Here is a 21,281-nt window from a genome sequence, read left to right as displayed (position 1 = left end):
AGGTGCCCGGTGGACCTGAAGCGCAAGCTTGCACGGCTCTCCAGCATCGGCCCCGGCGGCAAGCCGGCGGTGGCCTCGTCCGCGCCCGCCGAGGCGGAGAAGCCTGCTGCCGCCGCTCAGGCGGCTCCCACGCCCGAGGCGCCGAAGACGCAGGATCCCCGCATCGCGGCGCTGCGCAAGATGCTGGGCGACTGGGCCGAGCGCCAGGAGATGTCGTCGGGGCGCCGGCGGGCGACCGTCGCGCCGCCTCCGGGGCCACTGCCCGCGGAGCCCCGGCAGACGCCTCATGGGCTGGTCCACGTCGCGGAGCGCGTGCTGCCGCCGGAGCACCACCATGGCTCGGCTCCGCTCGCGGGGGCGTGTGACGTGGAGGCACCGCTGGTGGCCAGCCTCGCGCTGGATCCGAGGCTGGCGGGCGTGGACTTCCGGCGGGTGCTCTACCTGGACACGGAGACGACCGGGCTGGCGGGAGGAACGGGCACGGTGCCCTTCCTCGTGGGGCTGGCGTGGTTCGAGGGGCGCTCGCTCCGGGTGCACCAGCTCTTCCTGCGCCGGCTGGGCGAGGAGGCGCCGCTGCTGCGCGTGCTGGCCGAGCGCATGGCGCAGTCCTCCGCCCTGGTGACCTTCAACGGGAAGAGCTTCGACTGGCCGCTGCTGCGGACCCGCTTCGTGCTCAACCGGGTGTCCGTGCCCGCGGAGCTGCCCCACCTCGATCTGCTGCACTGCTCCCGGCGGGTGTTCAAGCACCGCGGCTCCGGGACGCGGCTGGTGCACCTGGAGGAGCAGATACTCGGACACCGCCGGGTGGGGGACGTGGACGGCTCGCTCATCCCGGACCTGTACTTCCGCTTCCTGCGCGGCGGGAGCAGCGCGGCGCTCACGCCGGTCATCGAGCACAACGCGAACGATCTCCTGCTCCTGGCGGCCCTGCTGGGCGAGCTGGTGCGCCGCTTCCGGACGAACCACGCGGAGCAGGAGGACCCGCGCGATCTGCTCGGCTTCGCGGGCGTGGCGATGCGAGCCGGGGACCATGAGCGGGCGCAGTCCTTCGCCCGGGCCGCGGCGAAGGGCGGAGGCACGGTGAGCGTCGCGGCGCTCACGCTGGCCTCCCAGCTCTCACGCCGGGCGGGAGATCCCCAGTCGGCGGTGGCCCTGCTGCAGCAGGCACTCACCTCGGCCCGAGGAGCCCAGGCCGCGCCTCTCCACCTGGCGCTGACCAAGCTGTACGAGCACTCGCTCAAGGATCCGACCCAGGCCCTGCACCACGCGCGGCTCACCACCACCGCCGAGACGCCCGAGGAGCAGCGTCACCGCATCCTGCGCCTGGAGCGCAAGGTGGCTCGAGGCGCACGGGGGGACGCGCCGGCCCCCGGGGGGCCGCCACCCCGCGCCGGTCTCTGAGCGGGTCCGAACTGGTCTGCTTGTCATACCAGTTGGCAATGACTCGGCCCGGGTCAGGCCCGCTCCCAGCCGCGCACGTCCCAGGACTGGCGCAGCGTGGTGGGCAGGCGGAAGGGCACTCGCTCCGGACCGCGGTTCATCCAGAAGAGGCCCTCCGTCAACCTGCGCCCGAGCATCCCGACCAGCTTCGCCGCCCTGGGGCCCTGGAAGTCCACCGCCTCGTCGCTCACCCAGCCGAGCACCTTCAGGGGACCCAGCAGCAAGCGCGTCCAGTCCGCGGTGGGCACCGCGAGCAGATCCGCGGTGGTGTTGCCCACCAGCTGGCGCGTGAGCGTGGCCGGCATGCCGTCGAAGAGGTTGCCCGGAAGGATGTGCTCCATCATCCCCAGGAGGGCCTTCGTCATCGTGCGTCCCTCGGGCGTGGCGGCGTACTGCCTCCGCTGGATGCGCTCCATCAGGCGCAGCCCGTGCTCCAGCTGCTCTGGCAGCAGGCGCTCGTCGATGCCCATCACGTGCCCTACCACGCGCCATGCGTGGTAGTAGGCCCGCCGCTCGGTCTCCGAGAGCTCACAGCCCATCCTCTCCAGGGCCTGGAGCACGACGGTGGAGAAGGTGAGCAGCGTGCCCGCCATGTCCTCCTGGTTGATGGGCTGCCCCCACGCGGGGTTCCAGTGGCCGCTGCGGTGGATGAGGTGACGCACGGCGGCGTGCATGAGGCGCACCTTCTGCGCCGACCGCAGGCCCTGGCCTCCCTGCGCCAGGCCGCCGGGCGTCATGACGTCGACGATCATCTGGGCCGTCTCCATGATGCGACGGGCAGGGTCCGTCTCCAGCCTCGCCGTGAGGTGGAGCACCCGCACCCCCTTCGCCGCGGCGTAGCAGGAGGGCAGTGACGCGCAGAAGAGCGCGACGATGATGTGAGGGCCGTAGCGCCCGAAGAGCTCCTCTCCCTGCTGGACGAGCTTCATGTCCGCCCAGGAGGGCAGCTGGCCGCTGCGCTGGAAGTAGTCCCGCAGCGGCGGTGAGAGCATCTCCAGCGAGATGTTCTCGTTCACCACCAGCTGCTTCATCAGCGCGTTGGCCGCGGGAACCTGATCCTTCTGGAAGAGGAGGCGAACGGCCTCGTCCGCGGGGGGATCGCACCGCTCCCGCATGGAGTCCATGAACTCCTGTGTCCAGGTCTGCTCTGGCATGGTGTCCCCCCGAGGGATGTGCCGCCCCCGATGGCGGAGGAGCGCCTGGAAATTATGGCATGGACGCTCGGAGCTCTCTCCAAGGGAGGGCGTGGCCGCGGCCGTCAAGAGGCGAGGAGTGGACAGATGACAGAGGCGCGGGCGGTCCTACTGCCAGCGCAGCTCGTACTCACTGTCGAGCGCCCCCGTCACTTGACCCGTCACCTCCACGCACCGCAGGTGAAGGAACTCCATCAGCGCCTGGAACGCGCCCTCGTGGTACGCCGGCGGCAGGAAGTCTCGCTTCATGACGATGTGGCAGTGCCGAGGCCCCCGCCACTCCACGGCCCGGCTTCCGTAGCTGGCCACCGTGCGGAAGAGCACCGGCAGGTTCGTCAGCGACCGGCGCGGATCCTTGATCGAGAAGGACAGGAACGTCTTTCCGGCCGTGGACCCCAGGAAGTCCCTCATCCCCTTGCGCCCCAGCTCGCGCAGCGCCGCATCGAAGTTCCCCCCCCCCGTGGCTGAGGAACTGCGCCGCCGTGAAGGCCAGGCGGAGGAAGTCGAGGATGGAGTAGTGGAAGTAGTCGAAGAGCGGCACCTGGCCCAGCAGCCCACGGCAGCGCATCGCCTCCTCGTCTCCTACCACGCTGCGCACCGTGTCCAGCACCCCCTTGAAGTACATCCCTCGCACGGTGTCCGAGGGCTCCGCGAACGCCAGCCGCTTCTTGAGATCCAGCAGCGCGCCCACCGGCATCTCCATCTGTGCATCGAACTCGGATGTCCTCAATGTCCTCATAAACTCGGTTCCTCGTGGGGCTTTGGGAGCCCTCAGGTTCATGGTCAGGGGGGCCGGAGCGAGGAGCTCTCGCAGTGTCGAGCCGGCGACACTCCGGGCATGAGCAACCGGGATGCCAGCCCTGGAACGCTCCGCCGTGCCTCGGGGCAGAGGCGTGTGGCGCTCCGCGCGCTGTGGCATCACGCAACGGGAAAGCGCGGCGCTCGCGGCTATCCCACTGAATTCCCTTGGGATGTGCGCGCGCGTGAGCCGTGAGGCGAATTGTCTCAGAGGACAGTCGCTCCGAGCCTTGGGCGCGCTGCCCCAAAGGACATGCGTCCTGGGAATGACGAGCTGGGAATTTCCCGCAAAGAAGGGCAGTTGGCGGGCTCGCCGCGGATTAAGTTCCGGCCTGGCATCCGATGCGCAAATGGCTCGTCATAGGGGCGGCGGCTCTCCTGGTGGTGGTCGGCGTGGCCGCGTTCTGGCTCGGTCCGGCGTCCTCGAAGCCGGAGCGCCGCTCCACGTCCGGGGCGCCCGGCGCTGCTCCGGCTCGAGCGCTGCCTGAGTTCCAGGCGGTCGAGGTGTCCTCCGGAGACGCCGAGGGGCTGGGGCTCACGGGCCGGGTGCTGGACCCGACCGGCCGTCCCATCTCCGGCGCGGAGGTCTTCCTCGCGGCGAGCGCGCAGAAGACGATCTCCTCCGTGCGCTGCGACGAGTGCGGCCAGCCGCTGCTCTCCTGCCCGGCGCGCGAGACCGGCCTGCAGGCGCTGGCCTTCTTCGAGCACCAGCACGGCTTCCTCACGCCGAGGGCCACCGAGCGCACGGACGCGCAGGGGCGGTTCCGCTTCCAGCACCTCGCGGGGGTGTCCTTCTCCGTGTGGGCGAAGGCGCCGGGCTACGGCGTGGCGATGCGGCAGCGCGCCGCCCCTGGCGAGCCGGTGGAGCTGTTCCTGCCCACCCTCCGCAGCATCACCGGGCAGGTGTTGGATGACGCCGGGCAGCCCGTGCCGGGGGCGCGCATCCACGCGGTGTCTCGCCGCACGGCGCTGCCCGATCAGGCGGTGGCTGGCGGCGAGGGCTTCTTCACGCTGGACGGGCTGGGCGAGGGACCTTTCTACATCGTCGCCAGCGCGGAGGGCTTCCTGCCCTCCGTGGAGGCCCAGGTGGAGGCGGGGCCGCAGCCGGTGAACCTGCGGCTGACACCGACGCGCACGCTGGAGGTGCGGGTGGTGCACGAGGGGGCTCCGGTGGCGGCCACGGTGCGGGTGAAGGGCGATCACCTCGCGCGCGAGCTGCGCACCCAGGGCGAGCCGGCGCGCTTCACGGAGCTGTACCCGGACGAGCTGGTCATCACCGCCGAGGCGGGCAACCTGGGCTCGGCGCCGCGCATCCTCACCCTGAAGGAGCGCGTCACTCAGGTGACAGTGGAATTGGAGGAAGCGGGCCGGCTGCTCGTCACGGTGGTGGACGACGCGGGGCAGCCCGTGCCCCAGCCCGAGCTGACGCTGCGCACCGCCAAGGGCGAGGTGATCCGCAAGGAGAGGGTGGCCACGGGGGCGCTCGCGGAGCTGGGCCCGCTGGGCGTGGGCGACTACATGCTGTCCGGGCAGGCCGAGGGCTTCCGGGACGTGGACATGCCCGCGCGCGTGAAGGCCGGCGAGACGCAGATCGAGCTGGAGATGACGCGGGCGACGCTCATCTCCGGCCAGGTGATCGACGAGTACGGGCGCCCCGCGCCCAACGTCTCCGTGCTGGTGCAGCCCACCGGGGACAACGTGATCGCGGACGTGGAGGGGCGCTTCACGGCGCAGGTGCCCTCCCCGGGCCTGTACGAGCTGCACGCGCACCACTCGGAGTGGGGTGGCGGCCGGCTGAAGGTGACGGCGCCCGCGACCGATGTGCGCCTGGAGCTGCAGCCGGCCGCGGCGATGGAAGTGACGGTGATGTCCCAGGGAAGGCGGGTGGAAGGCGCGGACGTCGTCCTCTGGGTGGATCAGCAGGGCATCTTCCGCAGTGATCGCCCCTCCGGGCCCGACGGGGTGGTGCCCATGCGCGGCCTGCCGGTGGGCTCCTACTGGATGGTGGCCTCGCACGCGGACTACCTGCCCTCGGAGCGCCAGCAGGTGCAGGTGGACGACGGGCAGGTGACGAAGGTCACCGCCGAGCTCAGGCCCGGAGCCACCCTCACCGGAGACGTGGCGGACGATCAGGGGGCGCCCGTGGCCGGGGCCACGCTGGTGGTGATGCCTCGCGGCGGCGAGCCGGTGGCGAGCGACGGGCGAGGGCACTTCGAGATCCGCGCGCTCCGTCCGGAGACGACCTACCGCGTGGAGGCGCGGCACCCCGGCTACGACCAGGTGGAGCGGGCCGAGGGCCGCGCGGGCGGCCCCCCCGTGAAGGTGGTGCTCAAGCGGCGCCCGGTCTTCCGGGGACGGGTGATGGGGGATGACGGCGCCCCGGTGAAGCGCTTCCGCCTGGATGAGCACGACGTGTCCTCGCCGGATGGCCGCTTCGAGGTGGCGCTGCCGGTGGCGGGAGATCGCGTCATCGTCTCGGTGGACGCCCCCGGCTATGAGCCGATGATGGTGGATCGGCCCGTCACCCCGGACCTGGGGGATCTGGTGCTGCAGCGGGCGCCGACGCTCTCGGGGCTCGTGCGCGACGAGGGCGGCGCTCCGGTGGCGGACGCCGTGGTGACCTGCGAGGTGTGCGACGAGTCGGTGCTGTCCGGGCCGGATGGCCGCTTCACGCTCGCCAGCCCTCCGTACGTGACGCAGTTCTCGGTGTCGGCGCGCAAGGGCCGGCTGAGCGCGACGATGCCGCTCCTCCGGGGGCTCGACGGGCCGGTGGAGCTGACGCTCCGGCCCGCGACGCGCGTGTCCGGCACGGTCTATCTGCCCGGCGGCCAGCCCGCGGCGGGCTTCCAGCTCGAGGGCGTGAACGCCGATCGGGGAGATCCCGTCGTCGTGGTGACGGGCCCGGACGGGCAGTACAGCGTGGACCTGGCGCCGGGCAACTATCGCTTCATGCTGGGCGCGGACCGCGAGTTCGCCGGCGAGCCGGCCTTGCTGGTGCGCGTCGATGGCGTGGAGCAGCGGCTGAACATCGGGCCGGCCCCGGGCACGGGCGCCATCACGGTGCTGCTCAGGCCGGAGCGCGGCAAGGCGCTCTGGGTGGTGGCCGGTGACGTGCAGGGCCTGGGCAGTCCGCCCACGGAGCTGCTGCGCGCCGGCTACGGGCAGATGATCTACCAGCCGCGCACCGAGCGCGTGACGCTGCAGGGCCTCCCGCCCGGGCGGTACACGGTGGTGTGGGGCAACTTCCACGCGGAGACGCCGGGAGGCCCGGTGGTGCAGACGGTGGAGGTGCCGGGCTCGAGGGAAGTGTCGCTCGTGCGCTGACCGAGCGCCGCGAGGTTGCGAGCGCGCCCGGCCGCGCATAAGGAAGTCCCATGGACGCATCGGCACTGCAGGGCCGCCGGGTAGTCGTGGGAGTGGGCGGAGGCATCGCGGCGTACAAGGCGTGCGAGCTCGTGCGCGAGCTGGGGCGTGCGGGCGCCGAGGTCCGCGTGGCCATGACGGAGGCGGCGCGAGAGTTCGTCACGCCGTTGACCTTCCAGGCGCTCAGCGGGCACCCCGTGCTCACGGACTACTTCGACCCGAACCAGGAAGGCAACTTCGGGCACCTGGACCTGGCGCGCTGGGCCGAGCTCTACGTGGTGGCGCCCGCGACGGCGGACCTGCTGGCGCGCATCCGCGTGGGCATGGCCGGCGACGCGGTGACGACGTCGCTGCTGGCGTTCAAGGGGCCGGTGCTGCTGGCCCCGGCGATGAACGTGGCGATGTGGGAGAACCGGCTGACGCAGGAGAACGTGGCGGCGCTGTCCGCGGATCCGCGCTTCGCGTTCGTGGGCCCGGGGGCGGGGATGCTCGCCTGCGGAGACGTGGGCGCGGGGCGGCTGGCGGAGGTGAAGTTCATCGTGGCCGCGGCGGCCTCGCGGCTGGGCAGCGGGCCGCTGGCGGGGCGGCGGGTGCTGCTCACGGCCGGGCCCACGCGCGAGTTCCTGGATCCGGTGCGGTTCATCTCCAACCCCTCGACGGGGAAGATGGGGCTGGCGCTCGCGGAGGCGGCGCGGGCGCTCGGGGCGAAGGTGACGGTGGTGCTGGGGCCGGTGGGCGCGGTGGACCGCGCGGCGGGCCTGGAGATCGTCGACGTGGTCAGCGCCGAGGACATGGCGCGCGAGGTGCTCGCCCGGGTGGAGTCGGTGGACTGGTTCATCGCCTCGGCGGCGGTGAGCGACTGGCGGCCGGAGACGCGGGCGCCGCAGAAGGTGAAGAAGGGCGAGAGCCCGGAGGTGCTGCGGCCGGTGCGCACGCCGGACGTGCTCGCGGAGGCCTCTCGGAAGGTGTCCGGGGCGCGGAAGCGGCCGCTGCTGGTGGGCTTCGCCGCGGAGACGGAGCGGGTGCTGGAGCACGCCCGGGAGAAGCTGGAGCGCAAGGGGCTGGATGCCATCGTCGCCAACGACGTGACGGTGCCGGGCGCCGGCTTCGGCACGGACACCAACCGGGTGACGGTGTTGACGCGCGCCGGCGACCCGAAGGAGCTCCAGGGCACCAAGCGCGAGGTGGCCCAGGGCATCCTGGAGCTGCTCCTGGGCCTGGCTCCCGCACTGGCGGGGCAGCAGGCCACGGGAGCGTGAGGTGACGTGGCACGTTGGAATCGGGGCAGCCTACCTGTAGGATGGTGCCGTTGACCGTGGCGCCGTGCCCGCCCGTGCGGTAAGCGTGCGGGGGGCGGGCGCAGGCTGGCTCATTGATCCGGAGGCACCGCCTCCATTACCCATCGAGCTAACGTGAGCGACCCGCGCGAATCGGCCGAGGAACTGGGTGAAGTCGTAGAGGACCTGCGCCGCCACCTGCTGTGGCAGGAGGAGACAGGCGGCCGGGCCCTGCTCGTCGACGCGGCGAAGCAGGCCGCCGAGCGCGCCGCTTCACTCAAAGCGATGATGCCTCCTCGGCCCGCGAAGTCGCCCGCCGCGCCGGAGAGCCCTGCCGCCCCCGCTCCCGCGCCGTCTGTCGCACCTGCACCGACTCCGGCGCCGCCCGCCATGACGGGGACGGCCCGGTCCGCCATCCCCGCGGCCGTTCCGAACACACCGCCCGCTCCGCGAGCCCCCTCCGCCGAGCCGTCCTCGCGTCCCGCCGCGTCCGCCAGCAGCGGAATGCTCATTGACGTGCCGCAGCAAGCGCCGCCGTACCCGGGGCCGCTGCCGGGCGTGGTGGAGGGCGAGCGCCCCACGCTGGATCAGATCCGGCGCGAGCTGGGGGACTGCCGCCGCTGCAAGCTGTGCACGGGCCGCAAGAACATCGTCTTCGGGGTGGGCAACCCGCGCGCGGAGCTGGTCTTCGTGGGGGAGGGCCCGGGGGAGCAAGAGGACTTGCAGGGGGTGCCCTTCGTTGGCCCCGCCGGCGAGCTGCTGACGAAGATGATCCAGGCCATGGGGTTCAGCCGGGACCAGGTCTACATCTGCAACGTGGTGAAGTGCCGGCCGCCGGGCAACCGCAACCCGGAGCCGGACGAGATCTCCGCGTGCGAGCCGTTCCTGCGCTCGCAGCTGCTGGCGCTCCAGCCCAAGGTCATCGTGGCGCTGGGGAAGTTTGCAGCACAGACATTGCTTCGGGACTCCACACCCATTACACGCCTGAGGGGGAACTGGCGCGAGTACCAGGGGGTGAAGCTGATGCCCACCTTCCACCCGGCGTACCTGCTCCGCAGCCCGCATGAGAAGAAGAAGGCGTGGGAAGATTTGCAGCAGGTGATGAAGATCTTCGGTAAGCAACCCGGCTCCCGCTCCTGAGCGGGAGTCTCGGAGGGGAAGCACGATGAAGGGAGTGCTCGAGACGCGCGATCTGCAGAGCCCCGCGCTGGAGTCCAACCCGCTGGCCGACGTGGCCCGCCGGCAGCTCCGGGTGTACCTGCCGCCCGGGTATGGCGAGGGCACGCAGCGCTACCCCGTCGTGTACTTCCTGCACGCCTTCTCCAACAGCGGGGCCACGTGGACGAACGTCTCCGCGTTCGGCCTGAGCGCGCTGGACCGGCTGGACGCGATGATCGAGTCCGGGGCCATCCCGCCCGTCATCGGCGTCTTCCCGGACGGGTGGACGTCGCTGGGCGGCAGCCAGTGGATCAACAGTGACGCCATCGGGCGCTACCGTGACTACGTGGCCAAGGACGTGGTGGGCTTCGTGGACCGCACGTACCGGACGGTGGCGAAGGCGGCCTCGCGAGCGGTGGTGGGGCACAGCTCGGGCGGCTACGGCGCCCTGGTGATGGGGCGCTACCACCCGGAGCTCTTCAGCCACCTGGGCAGCCACGCCGGGGACTGCTACTTCGAGTACTGCTACCTGCCGGATCTGCCCAAGGCGGCCGGCGCGCTGCTCAAGGCGGGCGGGGTGGAGGCGTGGTACCAGGACTTCAAGAGGCGCTCGCGCGAGACGAAGCCGCGCGGGGATGACTTCACGGTGATCAACGTGCTGGCGATGGCTGCGGCCTACTCGCCGAAGAAGGGCGAGCCGCTGAACATCGAGCTGCCGTTCGATCAGCAGACGGCGCGGCTGAAGCTGGACGTGTGGAACCGGTGGCTGGTGCACGATCCGGTGCGCTTCGTGCCCAAGTTCCTGGACGCGTTCCGCAAGGTGAAGTCGGTGTTCCTCGACTGCGGCACCCGGGACGAGTTCAACCTGCGCTGGGGCACGCGCATGCTGGCCGAGGAGTTCAAGGCCAGCGGCGTGGAGCTGTGCCACGAGGAGTTCGACGACTCGCACTCCGGCGTGACGTACCGCTTCGAGCGCTCGCTGGGGTTCCTGGTGCCGCGGATGGCGCGGGAGTGACGAGAATGATCCCCGATCCCTACGGACTGTCTCGCGTCCTCGGCGAGAAGGGCGTGCTGCCGCAGCGGGCGCGCAGGCTGGACCCGGCGCTGCCGTGCCGCGAGTCGGAGCTGCTCATCGACGTGGAGAGCCTCAACATCGACGCGGCCTCCTTCAAGCAGATCAAGGAGGAGGTGGGCGGTGAGCCGGCGCGCATCGCGGCGCGCATCCAGGAGATCGTCCGCGAGCGCGGCAAGATGCAGAACCCCGTCACGGGCTCTGGGGGCATGCTGCTGGGGCGGGTGAAGGAGATCGGCCCGAAGCACCCGGCCCGCGAGGCGCTCAAGCCGGGCGACCGCATCGCCACGCTGGTGAGCCTGTCGCTCACGCCGCTGGTGATCGAGGAGATCAAGGCCGTGCACCCGGAGATCGACCGGGTGGACATCCGCGGCCATGCCATCCTGTTCGCCTCGGGCATCTACGCGAAGCTGCCGTCGGACATGCCGGACACGCTGGCGCTGGCGGCGCTGGACGTGTGTGGGGCTCCGGCGCTGGTGGCGCGCTACGTGCGGCCGGGGATGACGGTGGCGGTGCTGGGGGCGGGCAAGAGCGGGGCGCTGTGCCTGGCGCAGGCTCGGCGCGACTTGAAGGGGCAGGGGAAGGTGCTGGCGCTCGACATCTCCGAGAAGGCGCTGGCGGCGCTGTCCGGCATCGGCCTGTGCGACACGGCGCTGAAGGTGGACGCCACGCAGGCGGTGGACGTGATGGAGGCGGTGTCCCAGGCGACGGGCGGCGCGCTGTGCGATCTGGTCATCAACTGCGCCTCCGTGGGCAACACGGAGATGGCCTCCATCCTGTCCGTGAAGGACGGGGGCACGGTGATCTTCTTCTCCATGGCCACCAGCTTCACGGCGGCGGCGCTCGGCGCCGAGGGCGTGGGCAAGGACGTCACCATGCTGGTGGGCAACGGCTATGCGCCCGGCCACGCGGACCTGACGCTGGATCTGCTCCGCTCGGAGCCCGCGCTGCGCAAGCTGTTCGAGACGCGCTACGTTTGAGCCGGCTCCGGCCGGTCCATATGCCATGGGCCGCATCCCGGGGCACCGCGCGAGGTCCCCAACGTGATGCGTCCTCTCCGTAGGCTCGTCCCCCTGGCACTCCTGGTGCTCTCCACGGCGTGCGGGCACGCCAAGCTCGTCGCGTCCGTGAGCCCCTCGGCCCAGCCATCGGGGTACCTGTTCGCCAACGTCAACGTCTTCGACGGTGAGCAGGCGCTGGGCGCCCGTGACGTGCTCGTTCGCAACGGCCGCATCGAGGCGGTGGAGCCGGCGGGGACGCTCACCGCGCAGGACGTGGTTCGCATCGATGGCACGGGGAAGACCCTTCTCCCGGGCCTGGTGGATTCGCATGCGCACCTCGAGTCCAACGGCGAGGCGCTGTGGGATCTGGGCCTCCCCGACCTGAAGGCCATCTCCGAGGCGTACGTGTACGCGGGCGTGACGGGCGCTCTGATCCTTCAAGGAGGAGAGGAGCAAGTAGACGTCCAGCAGGATGCCGCGCGCGGCAAGCACCTGGCGCCCCACATGCTGCTCACCGGGCCGCGACTCACCGCGCCTGAGGGGTTCCCCATCAACCTGATTCGCGCGGTCCTTCCCTGGCCGGTGAACCGGTTCGCGACAGGGAACATCCGCACCGCCGCCACCGTGGCGGAGGCCCAGCAGATCGTGGACGACATCGCGAAGGAGTTCTCGCCGCCGCTGTTCAAGCTGACCTCGGACGCGCTCCCGCCCGGAACGCCCAAGCTGTCCGGGGAGATCCTGACCGCCGCCATCCAGCGGGTGAAGGAGCGGAAGATGCGGAGCGTCGCGCACATCGGCGCGCCGGAGGACGTGATGATCGCGGCCGAAGCCGGGCTCGACCTGTTCGCGCATCCACCTTCAGGAGGGCTGCTCACCGACGAGCAGATCGCGAGGCTCAAGGAGCTTCGCATCCCCTTCGTGACGACCCTCAACTTCCTCACCGGCGCGCAGGACATCGCCGCGGACGGTGGCTCCGCGCTGGAGCGCCAGATGGTGCACCCGGAGACCCTTGCGAGCTTTGCCAACCCGCCGAAGGGCTTTGACTACCCGGGCGCTGGCAGCCGGGAAGAGTTCGAAAAGCTTACTCGAGGGCTGATGGAGACCGTCCGGCAGAACGCGCGGCGGCTGTTCGAGGCGGGAGTGCCGCTGTTCATCGGGACCGATGGGGGCTCGCCCGGCGTCATCCCGGGAGCGAGCATCCACCGCGAGCTGGCGCTGCTGGTCTCGCTGGGCGTCCCACCGGCCGAAGCGCTGCGGGCCGCCACCAGCGCCCCCGCCGACTTCATGGACCCCGCGCGCTCGTTCGGACGGATCGCGAAGGGCCAGCGCGCCGACCTGCTGCTGGTGCGGGGCGATCCGCTCACCCGCATCGAGGCGACCGCCGACGTCGACAGGGTCTTCCTGAACGGAGTCGCCATCGACCGCCAGCCAGCGCCCTGAGGCGGGGGCGCGGCTCACCCGTGCGGGGACGCGGCCTTCGAGCCCTCGCCAGGAGGGCCCTGGAACCCCTTCGCGCGGAAGGTGAGCACCAGCGTGTCCCGGTGGCCCAGCTCGGCCAGCGGCTGGATGGGGGTGCTCTCGTGGATGACGCGCTCGTCGTCGAGCAGCAGCACGGACCAGGGCTCGCTCAGCGTGAAGCGGATGCCGTGGGGCCCGTTGGCCTCGAACACGCGCGTCTCGCCGCCCTTGATGCCCTCGCGCCCGACGAGCACCACGGCCACGAAGTCCACGCCGTCCCGGTGCGCCCCCTCGGGGGTGGGGCGGCCGATGCCTTCCTTCGTGTCGATGCGGAACTGGTGCGCCTCGACGTACCAGGGCTGCCGGCCCTTCAGTGAGGAGCAGGACGCGGCGAGCGCGCACAGCATCCGCGTCCAGGCGGGCTGAGCGACCACGTCCGGCCGGATGGGCTCGAACCAGCGCTCCAGTCCGCCGTGCAGCGCGTTGTACTCGACCGGCTGCCAGTGCGCCCGGTGCGGCACCGGGCGGACGTGCTCGCCATCCACGACGAAGCACGAGTGCCGCCGAGAGCGATAGTGGCCTCCGTCGCGCAGATAGGTGTCTGGCGGCAGGTCATCCCAGGTCGGGCTCAGGGCGTCGAGCTCCTCGGGCCGGGTGCCCACCAGCTCGCGGAAGCCCTCGCGACCGAGGACGGCATAGCCTCGGTCTCTCAGGGCGGCGGCGAGCTGGGAGGGCGGAGTGACGGGAGGTGGGAGGCTCATGGCTGGGCTGGACGAGGTGAAGGTCCAGCCCCTTGTCCCACATCCGGAAGCGCTACTGGTAGTAGCAATGCGTGGCCTCGGGACCGGAGACCGCTCCGGCCGAGGAATTCGTCCACAGCGGCGTCCAGTACGTCTCCAGCACCGTCTTCACCGGACCGGCCCCTTGGACGAGGTAGCCGTACTCCTGCAGGTTCACCGGGTAGAGGTTGTGCGAGCCGATGTAGAAGTACGTGTCGTCCACCATCCAGAACTTGGCATGGTTGCCCACCGCGGACTGTGGCTCGATGATGGGCTGGAACGACCAGTTGTAATGGTCCACCTCCCGGTTGAAGCGCACGGTGGTGAGGTGCAGCTGCTTGCAGAGCATGGGTTTGAGCTCGGCCTCGGACAGACCCGTCCTCTCCTTGGCCACACTCATGAAGTGATCCATGACCTCCGCGATGGACGTATGCGTGGTGTAGGAGGCGTGATTCGGGTCCGACAGGACGACATAGACGTCCCCTCCTTTCAGGGTGATGAGGTCGATCATGGCGGCGAAGACCGGCTCCGTGAACTGCACCGGATAGAGGTAGGGCAGAGGCAGCGGCGGCCGTACTCCGAGATCCTGCTGCGAGATGCGCAGGGTCTTCTTGGCGCTGGACAGAGCGACTTCGCGTGCGATGTCGCTCGAGGCCTGGAGGATCGATGACCAGAGCGGGTAGATGCCGTACCCCATCCGACCCAGTGGCATGACCGTCGCGTTGGGGGAAGGCACGTCCTGGGGGGGCGGGACCGGGCGCGGAGGCAGCAGACAGCCTCTCTCGACGTTCCGCCCGATGGGGTACCCGGTCCAGTATGCGAACACGTTCAATCCGGCGGAGGGGGGAATATGCTCGTAGTCGCACGTGAACTTCCACAGCTCGTCGGCGTAGAAGTGCGCCGTGCGCGCGGCGCTGCTCTCCAGCTCCATCGAGAGGTCATGCACTGGAGCCCATAGGAGGTAGTCGTTCGTGAAGAAGTTGTGGCCTCCCACCATCACCCGTCGTCCATCGACCGCCACGATCTTGGAATGATTCCAGGAGTTGCCCCAGAGCAACCCTTCAGTGATCGGGCAGTAGCCAATGCTCTCGGCGCTACAGGACTTCATGTATCCGAGTGAGACGCGGACCTTGTGGTCCGAGACGCTCCCCATGTCGGTGGTGAGGGTACCGAGGTAGTCGACGACCTGGTTAGCGGGGATGAGGGTGGCGGGCGGAAAGATCCCCACCAGCACGCGCACCTCGACCTCACGCCCGCTCTTGGCGAGAAAGTGCAGCGCACGCTGGACGGCGGCGAGGAAGCGGCGATCAGGAGGGGTATAGAGCGTGGTGATGTCCAGCCGCTGCTTCGCCTGGATCATCAGCTGGTAGAACCGGTCCACCATCACGTCCGATTGTCCCATGCACACCTTGGTTGTCGGGGTCGTGCCGGGCAGATCCTCGAGGAAGCTTGGACGCTGGCACGCCCCCACGGGGACGTACCCCTCGGCCGAGGCGCAGTCGTTGTCGGACTGGCAGACCGGCAGCTCGAAGCCCTGTACGGAGTTCTGACTGGAGGACCAGACGGCGGGGTAGAAGGGAATCTCCTTGTCCTTCTTCCCCCAGGCGTTGGGCGTCTGGAGCAGGAAGGAGTCGCTCAGCTGGGCCGGAGCCGGCGCGGAGTACGTGATGCCGTCACCCGGGTACGCCTTCAGGATGGTGTACAGCGAGGCGAGATCCGGCGCCTCGATCGGCGTCACGATGAAGTCGCAGTCATTCGGGGCGCAGGTGTTGTAGCCGCCGGTGTGGATCTTCAGCGGATTCAGGCCCTCCTGCAGGTTGGAGTGCGCGTCCCAGGCCGCCACGACTCCCCGCTGACCCGAGGGCGTCATCACCTCGATCTTGAAGGTGTTGGTCGGCTTGCCCAGGGCGGGCGTCACGATGAACTCACAGTCGTTGGGCGCGCACTGCCATGACGGACCCTTGAAGAGCACCAGGGACGTTTCGCCGTTCTTCAGGCCCTTGTGCGCATCCCAGGCGGCCACCACTCCGCGCTCGCCCGGAGGCGTGGCGATCTCGAGCCGAAAGGTGTCCACCTTTCCTGGGACGGGGGTGAGGATGAAGTCACAGTCATTGGGAGCACAGCTCTCATAGGGGCCCAGGTGGAGCTTCAGGGGATTGCCGCCGTTGACCACGCCCTGGTGCGCGGCCCACGCCGCCACGGTGCCAATGCCCCCCGAGGGAGTCTTCACCTGGATCCGGTACCTGCCGCGGGTCAAACCCGAGGAGATGGGCGGGGCCATCGTCTCCTGCGCGGAGCGGGTGGTCTCTGGCAGGGGCTCGGCGCTGGCGTCGAGCGGTGAGGGCTCACACGCGGCGAGCAGCGAGGCACCGAGCACACCGAGCAGCAGTGCTCGCACGCTCCTGGCCACCGAGGGGCCTGTCTTCGCGTCAGACTTCTCTATGGGCTGTTGAGGCCGCGATGTCGTCCATGGGGATGGTTTCATCCGGTGGTCCTTCCTGGTTGTTGGCACGGGTGAGGGAGGCGAACTGCGGCCTCGCGCCTCAGCAATGGCCGTGCCTGGGCACAGGAGGAACGACAGGAGGGAGCGGCCCGAGCCAGAGAGGCGGCAGTGCCTCGTACGGCACGGCTCGCCTCAGGCCTGGACGGTTGCGCGCGCGTTCACACCAGAAGCGCGCGCGTTCGTTCTGAACGCAGGAGCCGGAGCTACTCGGCCTTCCTGGGCGCGTGGGCCGGGCTCACCACGCGGTGCACCGGGTGGAGCTCGCCCACCGTGATGAGCCCGTCGACGAACTGCCAGCGGGTGAGCCCGTCATCCGAGTGCGGCTCCAACAGGTACACGGCCAGCGTGCCGGTGCGCTGCGCCGTGGGGACATGGAGCGTCCCGGCGGGGAACTCGCGCGTGGAGCGCTCGGGCGCCACCGTGAGCACCGTCTCGAAGCGCACGGGCTTGGGCTTCTGGCTGAGCGGAACCTCGGCCTCCCCGAGCGGCGGGACGTTGGTGGCCACGTCCGGGCTGAACGTCTCCTCGCGCCGCGCCACGCGGTAGCTGTCCACCGTGAAGCGCTGGGGAGCCTCGAGGCGCTCGAAGCGGATGCCGTGCCCCTCGAGCCGCGAGGCCAGCTCCGCGGGCACGAGGTACGCCGTGGGCGTGCTCACCGCCTGTGTCGGCACGAACGTCCGGTGGTGCGGCATGCGGTAGGTCTTCCGCCGCTTGCCCGGGTAGCGCCGCTCGGAGATGCTCGCCTCGTCGAAGGCGGGGATCCGCGCCTCGTCGCCCGGCTTCGCGTGGGCGGGGTACTCGAACACGAGCGCGCCCTTCTCATCGCGCGTGGCCACCCCGTAGTTGATGCCCACCAGGGCCTGCACGTCGGGGGACTCGCCGCGAGCGATGATGCGCTCCTCCTCGGCCTCCGTGATGGCGCGGTAGGTCTTGGCCTTGCTGGCCGCGTCGCGGAACAGCTCGATCAGCCACGCCCGCGTCACCGCGCAGCGGCGCGGAAAGTCGATGTAGCTGTAGGTCTCCAGCAGCACGTCCAGCCGGCCGAGCAGCCCGCGGTAGTGGCTGCCGAAGCGCGGCAGGGCGGGGTAGGTGTGCCAGCCCGAGGTGGGGTCGCCCTCCGTCTTGTAGTTGCCGTACCAGAAGCTGTCGAAGCCATGGCGCTTCTTCACCGCGCCCGCCACGCGCTCCAGCATCTCGCGGTTGAAGCCGCGCAGCTCCGAGAAGAGCGGCTCGTTCGAGTGCGACGTGTCGTAGGTGAGATCGAGGGCGTGGATGCTGCCGTCGGTGGTGTGGCAGTCGATGAACACGTGCGGCCACCACGCCTGGTACAGCTTCGCCAGGCAGCGCGTCTCGGGGGCCTCCTGCTTCATGCTGTCGCGGTTGAGGTTCCACCCCTCGCCCGTGTAGCGCATGCCCACGCCGCCCTCGGGGTTCACCTGGCCCTCGAGGTTCTTCAGATCGAGCTTGCGGTTGTTCGGGCTGATGCGGTCGTTGCCGTCCGGGTTGAAGTTCGGAATGAGCACCAGGCACAGCTTGTCCAGGAGCTTCTTGCCCAGCGAGGTGAGCGTCAGATCCCTGGCGAGCGCCAGCACGGCCTCCTTGCCCTCCACCTCGCCGGCGTGGATGTTCGCCTCCACCATCACGATGACCTTCTTCTGCTTGCGCGCCAGCTCGGGCGTGAAGCAGCCGCGGTCGCTGACGATGAGCGCCACCAGGGGCTGCCCTTCGCCGCTCTGGCCGAAGTCCACCCGCCGGACGAGCTTCGTGCGGCGGCAGAGCTCGTCCACGAAGGCGAGCACGTCCGAGTGACGGGAGGTCTGCGTGTACTTCGAGGCTTCGGCCCGGGTCAGCAGCAGGTCGGTCATGGGCGGCCATCCGAGCCACCCGCCCGGGCACCGTCAAGAAGTACTCGCCTGGGAGCGAACCGGCGAAGGGCGGCGAGGCGTGCCGCGAAGCGTCATCCTTCCGACGCCTCCGAGGCAGAAAAGTTCAGCATTTCTGACCCTTTAGATGTAGGGTACGTGCATGCCGGGACCGTTCATCCAAGACGAGCAGATTGCGCACGCGCGCAAGCTGGCCGAGGAGATCGTCAACCCGATCTTCGATCTCATCCGCCGCAACACCACGGTGTCCATCGAGCGCACGGTGCTGCGCTTCTTCGGCATCTCGGGCGCGGGAGCGCGCGGGGTGCCGCTGGCCAACCTGATGGTGGACAAGCTGAAGGCCGCAGGGGTGCTCAACCGCGGGGCCGCCTACTGGTACGGGCGCGCGCTGCAGCTGGGCGCCAAGAGCCCGCTGGAGGCCGTGGAGCGCCTCACCGCGCTGCCCACCGAGAAGCTGGGCCCGCTGCCGCCCGAGCAGGAGCAGAACCTGCGCGCCGAGGTGCGCTCCGAGGCTCGCGCCGCGCTCGAGGATCTCAAGGCGCGCATCGCCCAGCGCAACGAGCTGCGCCAGCAGTTCCCCATGTCTCCGCCGCCGCACAAGTACGTCATCGTCGCCACCGGCAACATCTATGACGACGTGGACCAGGCGCGCGCGGCGGCCCAGGCCGGAGCGGACGTCATCGCCGTCATCCGCTCCACCGCCCAGTCGCTGCTGGACTACGTGCCCCACGGCGCTACCACCGAGGGCTACGGCGGCACCTACGCCACCCAGGAGAACTTCCGCATCATGCGCGAGGCCCTGGACGAGGAGAGCAAGAAGCTCAAGCGCTACATCCAGCTCACCAACTACTCGTCCGGACTGGCCATGTCCGAGATCGCCTTCTGCGCGGCGTACGAGAAGCTGGACATGCTCCTCAACGACGCGATGTACGGCATCCTCTTCCGCGACATCAACATGCGGCGCACGTTCATCGATCAGTACTTCAGCCGCCGCATCTGCGCCCTGGCCGGCATCATCATCAACACCGGCGAGGACAACTACATCACCACCGCGGACGCCTATGACGCGGCCCACACCGTCATCGCCAGCCAGTTCATCAACGAGTGCTTCGCCAAGCGCGCGGGCCTGAAGGACTGGCAGCTGGGCATCGGCCACTCGTACGAGATCGATCCGTACCGCCAGGACACGCTGCTGCTGGAGCTGTCCCAGGCCATGCTGGTGCGGCGCTGCTTCCCGGACGCGCCGCTGAAGTACATGCCGCCCACCAAGCACAAGGAGACGGACATCTTCTTCAGCCACGCGTACGACGTGATGGCGAACCTGGTGGCCATGTGGACGCGGCAGGGCATCCAGCTGCTGGGCATGATGACCGAGGCCATGCACACGCCGCTGCTGGCGGACCGCTACGTGGCGCTGAAGTCGGCCGCGTACATCCACCGCGCCGCTCGGGGCATCGACGAGGAGTTCACCGTGCGCGAGGACGGGAAGATCGCCAACCGCGCGCGCGAGGTGTTCGCCAAGGCCATGGAGCTGCTCGAGGAGTGCCACAAGGAGGGCATGGTGGCCGCCATCGGCAAGGGGCGCTTCGGCGACGTGAAGCGCTCGGAGACGGGCGGCAAGGGGCTGGATGGCGTGCTGGAGAAGGGCCCCGACTACTTCAATCCGTTCCTGGAGATCCTGGAGGGTACGCACTCATGATTGGTTCCCTGGTGTTGGCCGTGGCCCTGGCCGCGAGCAGCGGTGGCTCGGCGGAGATGAAGAAGTACCAGGTGAAGACGCTGTCGCTGCAGGTCCCCGCGGACTGGGAGCGCTCCACCCACGAGGGCACGGAGAAGTTCCGGTCGCCCACTGGCGAGGCCTTCTTCACGCTGGACGTGGGCGCCGTGCAGACGGCTGGGATGAAGGCCCAGGTGTGCCTGGACAAGATGATGGCCGCCATGGGCGCCGAGGGCTGGGAGAAGCTGAGGCTGGCCAAGAACCCCGCCGCCCGGCGCGTCAACGTGGACAACGCCACCGAGGATGGCGCGAACAAGGTCCGCTCCGTCACCTACATCGGGTGTAGCGGCAAGACGACGTGGTCCATCATCTTCTCCAGCGACGACAAGAAGAAGGACGAGCTCGAGCCGGTGCTGAAGAAGATCACCCAGAGCGTCTCGTACGCGAAGGGGAAGTAGCCTCATGGTGAAGCCGACCAAGCAGATCATCCGCCCCTACGGCGATCGCCGGGACGACGGGGTGGTGCAGCTCTCGTTCACGCTCCCGGTGCCTCTGTCGGAGAAGGCCAAGGAGGCCGCCGCCCAGTTCGTGAAGAAGATGGGCTTCTCCGACGTGAAGGTGGCCGCCGCCGAGCGCGCCGCGGACAACTACACCTTCTTCATCGTCTACGCCCGCTCGGGCATGTACATCGACTACGCCGAGATCGACGTCCCCGAGGTGGTCATCAAGAAGATGGGGTTCGACGATCTCAACACCTTCATCCAGGAGAAGGTGGCGCGGCGCATCGTCGTGTTCGGCGCGTGCACGGGCACGGACACGCACACGGTGGGCATCGACGCCATCCTCAACATGAAGGGCTACGCGGGCGACTACGGCCTGGAGCGCTACCCGTGGTTCGAGGCGTACAACCTGGGCAGCCAGGTGCCCAACGACGATCTGATCGCCAAGGCCATGGCGAAGAACGCGGACGCCATCCTGGTCAGCCAGGTCGTCACGCAGCGAGACGTGCACAAGGACAACTCGCGCCAGTTCATCGAGGCGGCCAAGGCCAAGGGCATCCACGGCAAGACGATCCTGCTGTTGGGCGGGCCGCGCGTGGACCACAAGCTGGCGCTGGAGCTGGGCTTCGACGCGGGCTTCGGGCCGGGGACCAAGCCCTCGGACGTGGCCAACTTCATCGTCCACGCGCTGCTGAAGAAGATGGGCAGGGAAGATCCCAACGCGCACTACCAGGGGGAACCGAAGTGAGCACCAAGGCCATCATCCGGCTGCGCATGAGCAGCCATGACGCGCACTACGGCGGCAACCTGGTGGACGGGGCGCGGATGCTCGGGCTGTTCGGCGACGTGGCCACCGAGCTGTGCGTGCGGCACGACGGAGACGAGGGGCTGTTCCGCGCGTATGACTCGGTGGAGTTCCTGGCGCCGGTGTACGCGGGGGACTTCATCGAGGCGGAGGGGGAGATCGTCAGTGTCGGCAACACGTCGCGCAAGATGCGCTTCGAGGCCCGGAAGGTGATCCGCCCGCGCACGGACGTGAACGATTCGGCGGCGGACCTCTTGTCCGAGCCGGTGGTGGTGTGCCGAGCTTCGGGCACCTGCGTCGTCCCCAAGGACAAGCAGCGCATCCAGCGGTAACC

Annotated in this window: 16 protein-coding genes and 1 pseudogene; 11 read left to right on the top strand and 6 right to left on the bottom strand. The window is 69.7% G+C overall.

The features are described from left to right. Positions 1 to 9 precede the first annotated feature (9 nt). Positions 10 to 1,401, top strand: coding sequence for a ribonuclease H-like domain-containing protein (locus KY572_RS12165; RefSeq protein WP_224242738.1), 1,392 nt, complete (start codon positions 10 to 12; stop codon positions 1,399 to 1,401). Positions 1,402 to 1,454: 53 nt separating this feature from the next. On the opposite strand, the gene KY572_RS12160 is transcribed toward KY572_RS12165, so the two are convergent. The 3 genes and pseudogenes from KY572_RS12160 to KY572_RS48110 form a co-directional block, all read right to left on the bottom strand. Further along, positions 1,455 to 2,564: an oxygenase MpaB family protein gene (locus tag KY572_RS12160; protein ID WP_224242737.1), complete on the bottom strand. Its 1,110-nt coding sequence runs from the start codon at positions 2,562 to 2,564 to the stop codon at positions 1,455 to 1,457. 177 nt (positions 2,565 to 2,741) lie between these two features. After that, positions 2,742 to 3,191, bottom strand: a complete 450-nt coding sequence (locus KY572_RS47135; RefSeq protein ID WP_317987841.1) for a DUF2378 family protein — start codon at positions 3,189 to 3,191, stop codon at positions 2,742 to 2,744. Next, positions 3,100 to 3,330 (bottom strand): annotated as a pseudogene (locus KY572_RS48110) (TIGR02265 family protein); the annotation flags it as partial. The gene KY572_RS47135 and the pseudogene KY572_RS48110, both read right to left, overlap by 92 nt. Positions 3,331 to 3,773: 443 nt before the next feature. Here KY572_RS48110 and KY572_RS12150 point away from each other — a divergent pair. From KY572_RS12150 to KY572_RS12125, 6 genes are all read left to right on the top strand, one after another. Continuing rightward, complete coding sequence (locus KY572_RS12150; protein ID WP_224242736.1) at positions 3,774 to 6,755, top strand: carboxypeptidase regulatory-like domain-containing protein; 2,982 nt, start codon at positions 3,774 to 3,776, stop codon at positions 6,753 to 6,755. Positions 6,756 to 6,805: 50 nt separating this feature from the next. Beyond that, positions 6,806 to 8,053 carry a bifunctional phosphopantothenoylcysteine decarboxylase/phosphopantothenate--cysteine ligase CoaBC gene (coaBC, locus tag KY572_RS12145; protein ID WP_224242735.1) on the top strand — a complete coding sequence of 416 codons (1,248 nt, stop codon included), beginning with the start codon at positions 6,806 to 6,808 and terminating at the stop codon, positions 8,051 to 8,053. A 153-nt stretch (positions 8,054 to 8,206) separates the two neighbouring features. Continuing rightward, on the top strand, positions 8,207 to 9,211 hold the full coding sequence (locus KY572_RS12140; RefSeq protein WP_407659940.1) for a uracil-DNA glycosylase: 1,005 nt from the start codon (positions 8,207 to 8,209) through the stop codon (positions 9,209 to 9,211). 25 nt (positions 9,212 to 9,236) lie between these two features. Further along, positions 9,237 to 10,244 (top strand): alpha/beta hydrolase, encoded by a 1,008-nt coding sequence (locus KY572_RS12135; RefSeq protein WP_224242734.1) that lies wholly within the window; start codon positions 9,237 to 9,239, stop codon positions 10,242 to 10,244. Between the two features lie 5 nt (positions 10,245 to 10,249). Continuing rightward, on the top strand, positions 10,250 to 11,281 hold the full coding sequence (gene kdd / locus KY572_RS12130; RefSeq protein ID WP_224242733.1) for an L-erythro-3,5-diaminohexanoate dehydrogenase: 1,032 nt from the start codon (positions 10,250 to 10,252) through the stop codon (positions 11,279 to 11,281). A gap of 66 nt (positions 11,282 to 11,347) precedes the next feature. Then, positions 11,348 to 12,742, top strand: coding sequence for an amidohydrolase family protein (locus tag KY572_RS12125; protein WP_224242732.1), 1,395 nt, complete (start codon positions 11,348 to 11,350; stop codon positions 12,740 to 12,742). A gap of 14 nt (positions 12,743 to 12,756) precedes the next feature. On the opposite strand, the gene KY572_RS12120 is transcribed toward KY572_RS12125, so the two are convergent. The 3 genes from KY572_RS12120 to KY572_RS12110 form a co-directional block, all read right to left on the bottom strand. Continuing rightward, positions 12,757 to 13,521 carry a 2OG-Fe dioxygenase family protein gene (locus tag KY572_RS12120; protein ID WP_224242731.1) on the bottom strand — a complete coding sequence of 255 codons (765 nt, stop codon included), beginning with the start codon at positions 13,519 to 13,521 and terminating at the stop codon, positions 12,757 to 12,759. A 52-nt stretch (positions 13,522 to 13,573) separates the two neighbouring features. Next, positions 13,574 to 15,937: a phospholipase D-like domain-containing protein gene (locus KY572_RS12115; RefSeq protein ID WP_224242730.1), complete on the bottom strand. Its 2,364-nt coding sequence runs from the start codon at positions 15,935 to 15,937 to the stop codon at positions 13,574 to 13,576. A gap of 308 nt (positions 15,938 to 16,245) precedes the next feature. Beyond that, positions 16,246 to 17,907, bottom strand: coding sequence for a M14 family metallopeptidase (locus KY572_RS12110; RefSeq protein WP_224242729.1), 1,662 nt, complete (start codon positions 17,905 to 17,907; stop codon positions 16,246 to 16,248). Between the two features lie 160 nt (positions 17,908 to 18,067). Between KY572_RS12110 and kamD the strand changes: the two genes are divergently transcribed. Genes kamD through kal form a run of 4 tightly spaced genes read left to right on the top strand, consistent with a single transcriptional unit; the run spans position 18,068 to position 21,279 of the window. After that, positions 18,068 to 19,624, top strand: a complete 1,557-nt coding sequence (gene kamD, locus KY572_RS12105; protein ID WP_224242728.1) for a lysine 5,6-aminomutase subunit alpha — start codon at positions 18,068 to 18,070, stop codon at positions 19,622 to 19,624. After that, complete coding sequence (locus KY572_RS12100) at positions 19,621 to 20,100, top strand: hypothetical protein (protein WP_224242727.1); 480 nt, start codon at positions 19,621 to 19,623, stop codon at positions 20,098 to 20,100. Before kamD ends, KY572_RS12100 begins: the two co-directional genes overlap by 4 nt. Before the next feature lie 4 nt (positions 20,101 to 20,104). Then, positions 20,105 to 20,890 carry a lysine 5,6-aminomutase subunit beta gene (kamE, locus tag KY572_RS12095; RefSeq protein WP_224242726.1) on the top strand — a complete coding sequence of 262 codons (786 nt, stop codon included), beginning with the start codon at positions 20,105 to 20,107 and terminating at the stop codon, positions 20,888 to 20,890. Continuing rightward, complete coding sequence (gene kal / locus KY572_RS12090) at positions 20,887 to 21,279, top strand: 3-aminobutyryl-CoA ammonia lyase (RefSeq protein ID WP_456077665.1); 393 nt, start codon at positions 20,887 to 20,889, stop codon at positions 21,277 to 21,279. The genes kamE and kal overlap by 4 nt, the downstream gene beginning before the upstream one ends. Positions 21,280 to 21,281: the final 2 nt, after the last annotated feature.

This window comes from Hyalangium gracile (assembly GCF_020103725.1).
GTDB classification, from domain to species: domain Bacteria; phylum Myxococcota; class Myxococcia; order Myxococcales; family Myxococcaceae; genus Hyalangium; species Hyalangium gracile.
The sequence above is the reverse complement of the archived record's forward strand: the minus strand, read 5'-3'. Positions and strand labels throughout refer to the sequence as shown.